General features: G+C 61.0%; 10 protein-coding genes and 1 pseudogene. 1 reads left to right on the forward strand and 10 read right to left on the reverse strand.

Annotated features, from left to right (window positions below; translation table 11 throughout):
- Positions 1 to 2: 2 nt before the first annotated feature.
- From SNL23_RS27575 to SNL23_RS27620, 10 genes and pseudogenes are all read right to left on the reverse strand, one after another.
- On the reverse strand, positions 3 to 812 hold the full coding sequence (locus SNL23_RS27575) for a MetQ/NlpA family ABC transporter substrate-binding protein (protein ID WP_318304285.1): 810 nt from the start codon (positions 810 to 812) through the stop codon (positions 3 to 5).
- 11 nt (positions 813 to 823) lie between these two features.
- Positions 824 to 913, reverse strand: a pseudogene (locus tag SNL23_RS27580) (outer membrane lipoprotein carrier protein LolA); the annotation flags it as partial.
- 17 nt (positions 914 to 930) lie between these two features.
- Positions 931 to 2283 (reverse strand): LLM class flavin-dependent oxidoreductase, encoded by a 1353-nt coding sequence (locus SNL23_RS27585; protein WP_318304287.1) that lies wholly within the window; start codon positions 2281 to 2283, stop codon positions 931 to 933.
- Positions 2283 to 3476 carry an SfnB family sulfur acquisition oxidoreductase gene (locus tag SNL23_RS27590; RefSeq protein WP_063033601.1) on the reverse strand — a complete coding sequence of 398 codons (1194 nt, stop codon included), beginning with the start codon at positions 3474 to 3476 and terminating at the stop codon, positions 2283 to 2285. The genes SNL23_RS27585 and SNL23_RS27590 overlap by 1 nt, the downstream gene beginning before the upstream one ends.
- A gap of 25 nt (positions 3477 to 3501) precedes the next feature.
- Entirely contained in the window at positions 3502 to 4743 is a 1242-nt protein-coding gene (locus tag SNL23_RS27595) for an SfnB family sulfur acquisition oxidoreductase (RefSeq protein WP_318304288.1), read from the reverse strand.
- Positions 4744 to 4927: 184 nt separating this feature from the next.
- Positions 4928 to 5713 carry a hypothetical protein gene (locus SNL23_RS27600; protein ID WP_318304289.1) on the reverse strand — a complete coding sequence of 262 codons (786 nt, stop codon included), beginning with the start codon at positions 5711 to 5713 and terminating at the stop codon, positions 4928 to 4930.
- Between the two features lie 337 nt (positions 5714 to 6050).
- On the reverse strand, positions 6051 to 6797 hold the full coding sequence (gene tcyN, locus SNL23_RS27605; RefSeq protein WP_076018195.1) for an L-cystine ABC transporter ATP-binding protein TcyN: 747 nt from the start codon (positions 6795 to 6797) through the stop codon (positions 6051 to 6053).
- Positions 6798 to 6800: 3 nt separating this feature from the next.
- Positions 6801 to 7466 (reverse strand): cystine ABC transporter permease, encoded by a 666-nt coding sequence (tcyL, locus tag SNL23_RS27610; RefSeq protein ID WP_003211857.1) that lies wholly within the window; start codon positions 7464 to 7466, stop codon positions 6801 to 6803.
- The gene (gene tcyJ, locus SNL23_RS27615) at positions 7466 to 8260 is read right to left on the reverse strand and encodes a cystine ABC transporter substrate-binding protein (protein ID WP_003211859.1); all 795 of its coding nucleotides are present in this window, start codon (positions 8258 to 8260) and stop codon (positions 7466 to 7468) included. Before tcyJ ends, tcyL begins: the two co-directional genes overlap by 1 nt.
- A gap of 230 nt (positions 8261 to 8490) precedes the next feature.
- Positions 8491 to 9483 (reverse strand): D-cysteine desulfhydrase, encoded by a 993-nt coding sequence (locus SNL23_RS27620; RefSeq protein ID WP_076018193.1) that lies wholly within the window; start codon positions 9481 to 9483, stop codon positions 8491 to 8493.
- Between the two features lie 166 nt (positions 9484 to 9649).
- Here SNL23_RS27620 and epsC point away from each other — a divergent pair, with 166 nt between their 5' ends.
- On the forward strand, positions 9650 to 10576 hold the full coding sequence (epsC, locus tag SNL23_RS27625; RefSeq protein ID WP_010168915.1) for a serine O-acetyltransferase EpsC: 927 nt from the start codon (positions 9650 to 9652) through the stop codon (positions 10574 to 10576).
- The last annotated feature ends 22 nt before the right edge of the window (positions 10577 to 10598 follow it).

Consider the following 10598-nt stretch of genomic DNA (forward strand, 5'->3'; position numbering starts at 1 on the left):
GTTCAGCCTTCCCAGCCGACTTGGTAGAGCTTGCCAAGGGATTTATCCAGGGCGGCGCGTACCACCGGCGAGTGCTGGTAGATGTCGATGAACTTGATCAGGCGCGGGTCGGTTTTGCTCTTCGGCTGGATCACGAACTGGATCACGTATTCCTTGTGGTCGATGCCGTCGAACAGCAAGGCCGACTCAGGATCGAAGGTCTTGGACAGGCGGATATACGCCGGGTAGCCCTGCACCAGGTCGGCGTCGTCATAGGCGCGCACCAGTTGCACGGCTTCCACTTGCAGGATCTTGATCTTCTTCGGGTTGGTGACGATGTCTTCTTCGGTGGCCTTGTAGCCCACGCCCGGCTTGAGGGTGATCAAGCCCGCCTTGGCCAGCAACTGCAGGCCGCGGCCGCTGTTGATCGGGTCGTTGGCAATCGCCACCGTTGCGCCTTGAGGCAGGTCGTTGAAGTTTTTGTACTTCTTCGAATACAGGCCGACGTTGTTGATGATCCCCGGGGCGAACGGCACCAGGTCAAACCCGGCGGCGGCCTTGGCATTTTCCAGGAACGGGATGTGCTGGAAGTAGTTCACGTCGATATCGCCGGCCGCCAGGCTGACGTTGGGCGCGATCCAATCGGTGAACTCCACCAGTTCGACTTTCAAACCCTGTTTGCCGGCCTCTTCGACGGCGGCCTCCAGGGGAATCGCGAAGGCGGCGGTGGTGCCGACTTTCAAAGGAGCGTCAGCGGCGAATACCGCCGAGCTGAAGAGTCCGAGGGCGAGGGCCAGTGCTTTGACTGAGTGGCTGAGCAATGTTTTTTTCATATTGGATTTCCAATTGTAGGAGCGAGCTTGCTCGCGAAAAACTTGAATGCGCCACGGGGTGTCAGGTGCCCCGCGTTATCGTTGACGATTCTCGCGAGCAAGCTCGCTCCTACAGGGTTCAGTGGCGGTAGGAGGAGCCGATGTGTTGTTCAGGTAAGTGCGCTGAGTGGTGGAACACTTTTTCCCGCAGCGTCCCGGAGTCATACGCGGTCTTGTACGAGCCCCGACGCTGCAGCTCCGGTATCACCAGTTCGATAAAGTCGACGTAGCTTTCCGGGGTAACGATGCGCGTCAGGTTGAAGCCATCCAGGCCGGTTTCGCTGATCCATGATTCAAGTTCATCCGCCACCTGTGCCGGCGAGCCCACCAGGGTGATGTAGCGGCCGCCGAGGGCGTGTTGCTCCAGTAATTTGCGCCGGGTCCAGTCGTTGTTTTGCAGGTTTTTGGTCGCGGACTGGATGGCGTTGCTCTTCACGTACTGGATCGGTTCATCGATTTCGTACTGGGAAAAATCAATCGCCGTGGACGCCGAGAAATGCGCCACGCCGGCTTCCGCACTGGCGTAGCTCAGGTACTCGGCGTGCTTGGCCCACGCGGCTTCTTCGGTGGCGCCGACAATCACGTTCAGCCCCATGAACACCTTGATGTCGTCCGGGTTACGCCCGGCTTCCACGGCGCTGGCGCGCACCTTGTCCACCTGGATTTTGGTCGAGGCCTTGTTCTGCCCACTGATGAATACGCACTCGGCGTGGCGCCCGGCGAACAGCAAGCCACGGTCCGAACTGCCCGCCTGGAACAGCACCGGTGTGCGTTGCGGCGATGGCTCGCACAGGTGATAGCCCTCGACCTGATAGAACTCGCCCTTGTGCTCGACCTTGTGCACCTTCTCCGGCTGGGCATACACCCGCGCCTGCGGATCGTTGATCACCGCGTCGTTTTCCCAACTGCCTTCCCAAAGCTTGTAGAGCACTTCCAGGTATTCGTCGGCCTGGTCGTAGCGCCGGTCGTGCTCGACCTGCTCGGTCAGGCCCATGGCCTTGGCGGCACTGTCGAGGTAGCCGGTGACGATGTTCCAGCCCACCCGGCCACGGCTCAGGTGGTCGAGGGTCGACATGCGCCGGGCGAACAGATACGGCGGTTCGTAGGTGAGGTTGGCGGTCAGGCCGAAGCCGAGATGTTTGGTCACCGCCGCCATGGCCGAGACCAGCAGCAACGGGTCGTTGACCGGCAACTGGATCGACTCTTTGAGCGGCACATCCACCGAATTCTGGTAGACGTCGTACACCCCGACGATGTCAGCGATGAACAGCCCGTCGAACAGTCCGCGCTCCAGCAGCTGTGCCAGTTCGGTCCAGTATTCGAGGGTCTTGTATTGAGTCGAAGTGTCCCGTGGATGGGTCCACAGGCCATGGTTGATGTGCCCGATGCAGTTCATGTTGAAGGCATTGAGCAGGATCTTTTTCTTTGCCATCAGATAGTCCCCCGCAGTGGCGGGTTTTCATCGTTGAGGTAGTAATTGCCCACAGCGTGGTACTTCCAGCGCACCGGGTCGTGCAGGGTGTGCACCCGGGCGTTGCGCCAGTGGCGGTCCAGGCCGTGTTCAGCGAGGGTGGCCTGGCTGCCCGCGAGTTCGAACAGGGTGCTGCCGGCGGCCAGGGAAATCTCGGTGCTCAGGGCGCGCACTTCAGCGACGGCGATGGATGCGGCCGCGACGGTGTCGGCATTGCTGTCGGCCTGGGCGCGGTCGAGGAATTCACCGGAGCGCTCCAGCAGGGCTTCGGTGGCGTGCAGGCGGATGCTCAAGTGGCCGAAGCTTTTCAGGGTCAGCGGATCTTCCGTTGCCTTGTCGCTGGTGGCATCGATCCAGGGTCGGGTCTTGGTACGCACGAAGTGCAGCGCATCTTCATAGGCCGCGCGGGCGATGCCGGTGTCGATGGCGGCGTGAAGGATCTGCGCCAGCGGGCCGACGGTGGTCGGGCGTTCGAAGGCGCTCTGGAACGGGATCACGTCCTGGGCCGCGACCCAAACGTTATCGAACACCACCGAACCGCTGCCGGTGGTGCGCTGGCCGAAGCCGCTCCAGTCGTCGATCACAGTCAGGCCCTGGCTGTCACGGGTGACAAAGGCCAGTTGCTGCACGCCGTTTTCGTCCACCACAGACGTGGGAATGCGTTGGGCGTAGATCGCGCCGGTCGAGTAGAACTTGCGGCCGGTGATACGGAAGCCGTCACCGTCGCGGGTGATCTTGGTGATGCGGTCATGGGCAGTTTTGGTGCCCAGTTCCGCCAGCGCATTGCCGAAGCGCTGGCCGGCGAGGACTTCGGCGTACAGGCGTTTTTGCTGCGCCGGGCTGCCATTTACCCGCAGTACTTCGAGGGCATAAAAATGGTTCTGCGGGATCTGCCCCAAGGATGCATCCGCTTGGGCAATCAGTGCCGTGACCTTGGCCAGGGTGACGTTGGAAACGCCGGCACCGCCGAACTCCTTGGGCACGCTGATGCCCCACAGGCCGGAGCGGGAAAACACGTCCAGTTCAGGCAGGGGCAGGCGGCGTTCACGGTCACGCAAGGCGCTGTCGCGGCGGAAGTCTTCGGCCAGGTCGCTGGCGACAATAAGGGCTTGTTCATCGCTGGTAATAACCGCGACGTGGTGAGAAAGGGTCATGCGTATTCTCCAGAGGTCTGGTCGGTTAAATCCAGGAATGTCGGGCAGGTAAAGTGCCGTTGAGGTGATAGGCGCCCACCGCGTGATACTTCCAGCGCACCGGGTCGTGCAGGGTGTGCACCCGGGCGTTGCGCCAGTGGCGGTCGAGGTTGAATTCGGCGAGGGTCGCGCGGCTGCCGGCCAGTTCGAACAGCTTTTCGCTGGCGAGCAGGGAAATCTCGGTGGTCAGCACCTTGGCTTCGGCCACGGCAATCGAGGCGCGTGCGGCTGACTGCGCAGTGATCGGTGCGGCACTGACTTGATCCAGTACCTGGCCGGCCTTGCGCAACAGCGCTTCAGCGGCGTGCAGTTCGATCTTCAGCTTGCCGATATCGGCGATCACATACAGGTCATCGCTGGCCCGCTCGACCTTGGCGTCGATCCATGGCCGCGAGCGTTCGCGTACGAAGCTGATGGTGTCGTCCAGCGCACCACGGGCGATGCCGGCGTCGATGGCCGCCTGGATCAATTGCGAAACGGCGCCCTGGATCCCCGGCGTTTCGCCGAGGCGCCACGTCTCCACCACCAGTTCGGCGTCCACCGCCACCTGATCGAGCAGCACCGTGCCGCTGGCCGTGGTGCGTTGGCCAAAGCCTGACCAGTCATCGACGATACGCAGGCCTTCGGTGCCACGGCGCACGAACGCCATGACGACCTTGCCTTCATCGTTCAACGCCTTGACCGCCACCCAATGAGCGAACAGCGCGCCGGTGGAATAAAACTTCTGGCCACTGATGACGTAGCCGTCACCTTCGGCAGTGATGCGTGCCTTGAGATCCAGGGTGTTTTTGGTGCCGCGTTCCGGGCCGCCGTTGCCGATGCGCCAGCCGTCCAGCACGCTCTGGAAAAGCTGCTTCTTCTGGCGCTCGCTGGCCGCACCTTGCAGCACGTGCAGGATGCCGAAATGGTTCTGCGGGATTTGCCCCAGCGCCGGGTCGGCCGCGCTGATGATCGCGAACACTTCGGCCAGGGTCACAAAGGACACTTGCGGGCCGCCGTACTCACGAGGAATGGAAATACTGCCCAAGCCGCTGCGGGTGAAATGCTCGATTTCAGCCCAGGGCAGTTTGCGTTGCTGATCGCGCCTGGCCGCTTGCAGGCGCGCAGCCTGGGCAAGCTCATGAGCCGCGCTCAGAGCCTCGGCGTCGTTGCGCAGCACCTTGGCGGGCAACAACAGCGGGGCGACGTCCAGATCACTCTGGGGGGGTGTTTGTGCCAAGTTAGACATCAGCGCCGCTCCTTGGCTGCACGTAATGCCCTGGCGTTACGCACCGGGGTAATTTTGACCATACCTACCTCACATCCGTTGAAAAGATAAAAAAATCAGGAATGTCCGGTGGTCCGGTGCATATACCCTAAGCGTGTTAAATTTTTAAATAAACTAACTTTTAGGAATATGCATAGAAGGTCTGTCACCCCGGCTCACAGGGCGAACCGGGGCGGCGGGGTTGGTAGACCAGTGCAGGCTTGGCGGGGCTGGTCGGGGCTTTGGGGACGTGCGTGGCGATGCGCAAGGTGCGGGCTGGCGCCCAGCGTGAATTATTGCCGACCCGGTCGCGAATGCAGTAGGTCACTTCGAGGCGATGGTCATCCCCGGCCTCGACGATGATCGTCGACGGCACCCACACGTGCACCGCCTTGCCGACATCGCTGGCCTGGATTTTTGGCAGGTCCAGGCGCACGTCGCCCCAGCGCAGCGTGATCTCGTCGTCGGTCGCCATGTTCAGGTAGGGCTCGATGGTCAGGGGCACGCCGCGACGGATCTGGCTGCTGTTGACGCCGTGGCGGCGAATGGTCTCGGGCAGGCTGACGGCGGCCAGGTTCTGGTTTTCATCGATGCTCAGTGCCAGGGGCATGCCGCCGGGATAATCGGTCTTGATCTGCACTCGGGTGATGGCTGAACGCGCCGGGCCGTGGCCGACTTGCATGACCCGATAATGAATTCGCGCCGGACCATTTTGCACAAAGCTTTCCGGCACTCGAAGGCTGGTGGACATGCCGATTTTGCCGGCGGTCACGCGCCTGGAAGCGGCAAAGCAGTTGTTCCAGAACAGCTCGATCAGATCACCTTCGTCCATGCCGCAGTAAGGCGCGATATCGACCTGCAAGTCTGTCGCGGCGAGGGCATTGATGCCTTCTCGATGCGCTTGGGGCAAGGTCGGGGCACACAGCAACGCCCGAGTGGAAATACGCTTCATAAATAATCTCCTTGATGCAGCCAACAGCAATCGTCCCGGACATTGGGCGCGTGCAGGCGGCGTAGTCCGAAAGGAACGATTTAATGAAAAACCGGAATGGATCCAATTATCTTGGCTCTAGATAAGAGGCTCGGTTAGTTGGCGTCAAGAGGCTGGGCGGGGCAAACAGGGGGTTATGGAATATTCAGAAGGGTCTTACTGGGGGGGCGCTGCAAGTGTGTGTTTCAAGGTGATTTTTACCCAATGAATAAAGGGCTTTTCCCAAAAAAAACCTAAGAGGCGAGTTGCCTTTCGGCAACTCTATAAAGCGAAGTTTCTTACATCCGATGGGCGCAAGTTAGTTGTTGATAAACTTGCTCAGAAACTGTCGGGTGCGTTCTTCTTTCGGGTTGGCAAACAGTGCCTTGGCTTCGCCTTGTTCAACAATTACACCCTTGTCGAAGAAGATCACGCGATTGGCAACATCCCGGGCAAAACTCATCTCATGGGTCACGATGACCATGGTGCGGTTTTCTTCAGCAAGGCTGCGAATGGTCGCCAGCACTTCGCCTACCAGTTCCGGGTCCAGGGCCGAGGTGGGTTCATCGAACAGGATCACCTCGGGTTCCATCGCCAAGGCCCGGGCAATGGCTACCCGTTGCTGCTGCCCGCCGGACAGGCGCCGGGGGTAGGCGTCTTCCTTGCCTGCCAGGCCGACCCTGGCCAACAGCTTGCGACCGAGGGCGTCCGCGGCGGCCCGGGGCATCTTCTTGACCACGATCGGGCCTTCGATGACGTTCTCCAGGGCGGTGCGATGCGGGAACAGGTTGAAGTTCTGGAACACAAAGCCCACGTGCTGGCGCAGGCGCCGCACCAGGCCTTGCTGTTGGTTGAGCGGGCGGCTGCTGTCGATCTCGATGTCACCGACCTTGATCCGGCCACTGGTGGGTTCTTCGAGGAAATTCAGGCAGCGCAGGAAGGTGGTCTTGCCGGAACCGCTGGGGCCGATGATGGCGACGACTTCGCCTTCCTTGACCTCAAGGTCGATCCCGTTAAGCACCACCTGACCCTTGAATTGTTTGGTCAGTTTTTCAACCACGATCATGCTTCAAGACTCCAGGTCATGCCGGTTGACTCGTGCTTCCAGGCGGTTTTGCACGTGCGCCAGAACGCTGGCAAGAATCCAGTAGATCAAGGCGGCGGACAGATACATGGTGAAAATTTCGAAGGTACGGGCCGAGACCAATTGCGCCTGGCGGAACAACTCCGGCACCTGGATGGTGGCGGCCAGGGCGGTGTCCTTGACCAGGGAAATAAAGCTGTTGCCCAACGGCGGCAAGGCCGTGCGCATGGCCTGCGGCAGGATGGCCCGGCGCAGGGTCTGCGCACGGGTCATGCCGATGCTGGCCGCAGCTTCCCACTGGCCGCGCTCGATGGAACCGATGGCGGCACGCAGGATTTCACAGGCATAAGCGGCCATGTTCAGCGAGAAGCCGATCATGGCTGCCGGGATCGGATCCAGCTCGATGCCCACTTGCGGCAAGCCGTAGTAGATCAGGAACAGCTGTACCAGCAAGGGCGTGCCGCGAAAGAACGACACGTAGACTCGGGCGGTCCAGCTCAACAGCTTGAAGCGCGACAGGCGCATCAAGGCCAGGCCGAAGCCCAGCAGCAAGCCGAAAAACATCCCGCCAAGGCTAAGAATTACCGTGAAATACGCGCCCTTGAGCAGAAAGGGCGCGGAGTCCAGCGCGAGTTGGAAACCTGCTTCCATTATTGAGTAACGTCAGCGTTGAAGTACTTCTCGGACAGTTTCTTCAAGGTACCGTCGGCGCGCAGTTCGTCGAGGGCCTTGTTCACCGCAGCCAGCAGTTCAGGCTCGCCTTTGCGCAGGGCAATACCGGCTTCCTGACGGGAGAAAGCAGCACCTGCAGCGGCAGTGTCCTTGGCTTTCTTGGCGTATTCCAGCGCCGCCAGGCGGTCGATCAGAATCGCGTCGACACGGCCGATGCGCAGGTCCTGGAACTTGGTTGGGTCATCGTTATAGGTTTTGACGATGGCTTTCGGTTGGTTTTCCTTGAGCCATTGTTCGTAGTTGGTGCCCAGGCCCACACCGATCTTCTTGCCAGCCAGGTCGTCGGCGGTCTTGATGGTGTCGACGTTTTTCGCCAGGGTCAGCGCCTGGATACCGGAGACGGTATACGGCTTGGAGAAGTCGTACTTTTCCTTGCGCGCGTCGGAGATAGTCACCTGGTTGACGACTGCGTCCAGGCGTTTGGATTCCAGGGCGGCGAGGATGCCATCCCATGGCGTGGCTTGCAGCTTGACCTTGACGCCGAGCTTCTTGGCCAGGGCTTCAGACAACTCGACCTCGAAACCGCTGAGCTTGCCGCTTTCATCGACGAAGCTGAACGGCGGGTAGGTGCCTTCCAGGCCAATCTTGATTTCGCCGGCTTTCTTGATGTTGTCCAACTGCTCGCCGGCAACTGCCTGACCGAGCCACCCGGCGCCAAGCGCCAGCCCCAACGTACCAACCAGTAACGTGCGACGGAATACGGAAATAGTCATGAAGAGCCCCTGTGTTTTTATGTTGAGCGATGCAGGTGACGCGGTAGTCGTATCCTGCCTTAAAAGCGCGGTGTGTGGGAGCGGGCTTGCTCGCGAATGCATCAACTCGGTGGTGAAGTTTTTACCGAGTTGTGGGCATCGCCAGCAGATTCGCCTACGGCGCGACTATAAAGCCAGGTTTTAAGACTTGAAAATAATATAAAATAAGATTGATATTTCTTTATGGAATATCAAAAGCTCGAATCATACGCGAACAAGGCGGGTGCGCCACCGGTGTGCAGGAAGATGATCGGCCCCTCTTCAAAGCGCTGCCGGCCAATGCCGTCCAGCAACCCGGCCATGGCTTTGCCAGTGTAGACCGGGTCCAGCAGCAAGCCTTCCTGGCTGGCCACCAGCTTGATCGCCGCCAGCGTGCCGGCACTCGGTTCGCCATAACGGGGGGCGAAGTACTCGTCCCACAGGATCACCTTGAACGCATCGGGCACCGGCACGCCGAGCAATTCGGCCGTGCGTTCGGCCAGGCCTTGCACCTTGGGGCGCTGGGCTTCGTCGGTGCGGGACACCGTGACGCCAATCACTTGCAGGTCCGGCAGTACTTCGGCCAGTGCCAGTGCCAGGCCGCTGTGGGTGCCGGCGCTGCCGGAGGCCAGGACCACGGTGGAGAACTGGATGCCACTGTCTTCAATCTGCCCGGCCAGTTCCAGTCCGGCGCGCACGTAACCCAGGGCGCCGAGGGCGTTGGAGCCGCCGATGGGCACCAGGTACGGCTTCTTGCCGTTGCTGCGCAGGCGGTCGGCGACGGCGTTGAGTTGGTCGTCGACGTTGTCCAGGTTTTCTACCAGCTCGACCTTGGCGTCGAACAGTTCCAGCAACAGGCGGTTGCCGTTGGCCAGGTAGTTGGGGTCTTCGGTGCCCGTCGGGTTTTCCAGCAGGGCGACGCAGCCCAGGCCCAGCTTGGCGGCCAGTGCCGCGGTTTGGCGCACATGGTTGGACTGGATCGCACCGGCGGTGACGAGGGTATCGGCGCCTTGGGCGAGGGCGTCGGCGGCGAGGTATTCGAGTTTGCGCAGCTTGTTGCCACCCAGGGCCAGCGGCGTGGTGTCGTCACGTTTGACGTAGACGTCACGCCCCAGCCAGGCCGACAGCCGTTCGAGTTTTTCCAGGGCGGTGGCGCCGCCCAGCAGTTCCAGACGGTTAAAGCGGTCGAGCTGTTGTTTGATCATGGCTACGCACGGGTGGTCAGAGATGCACCGACTATAGGCAGGCACTTTTCAGGGGGCAACCGCCAATCGCTTATGTCTGTGGGTTATTAGCATTGCACTATTGGTTCTTAAGGACGCTCAGGTGCCTTGCCGTAAAGTGGTGGGCATTTCGTCAGGAGTGAAGACCGTGAGTGAGCGTTCCAGTCATTGGCAATTACAGACCATCGTCAGCCAGCTGCGCAGCGCCCGGGACCAGTGGCGCACCCGCAATGGCCGGGTCAGCGGCGAGCAGGGCGGTCGCGAGCTGCCTTCACGGGAAGCCGTGGCGCAGATTCTCGAGGCGTTGTGCGGCGCGCTGTTCCCCATGCGTTTGGGGCCGGTGGACCTGCGTGAAGAAAGTGAAGATTTCTACGTCGGCCATACCCTGGATGTGGCGCTGAATGCGTTGCTCGCCCAGGCGCGGCTGGAACTGCGGTATGCCGCACGGCAAGGCGGCCAGGATGACAGTGAGGTGGACGCCCATGCCATCCACCTGATCCAGGATTTCGCCCTGGCATTGCCAGCCTTGCGCAGCCTGCTGGACACCGACGTACTCGCCGCCTACCACGGCGACCCGGCGGCGCGCAGCGTGGATGAAGTGCTGTTGTGCTACCCGGGGATTCTGGCGGTGATTCACCATCGCCTGGCGCATCACTTGTATCGGGCGGGGTTGCCGTTGCTGGCGCGGATCAGTGCGGAAATCGCGCACTCGGCGACCGGAATTGATATCCACCCGGGCGCGCAGATCGGCCCGAGCTTCTTTATCGACCACGGGACGGGTGTGGTGATTGGTGAGACGGCGATCATTGGCGAGCGGGTGCGGATCTATCAAGCCGTGACTTTGGGCGCCAAGCGTTTCCCGGCGGATGAAGACGGGCAATTGCAGAAGGGCCATCCGCGGCATCCGATTGTCGAGGATGATGTGGTGATCTACGCCGGGGCGACGATTCTGGGGCGGATTACCATTGGCAAGGGTTCGACCATTGGCGGCAACGTGTGGCTGACGCGGAGCGTGCCGGCGGGAGCGAACCTGACCCAGGCGAATTTGCAGCATGACGACGGGACGCAAAAGTAGAACCCCTCTCTCAAGATCACAC

It is taken from the genome of Pseudomonas sp. SED1 (assembly GCF_034044025.1).
GTDB lineage: Bacteria > Pseudomonadota > Gammaproteobacteria > Pseudomonadales > Pseudomonadaceae > Aquipseudomonas.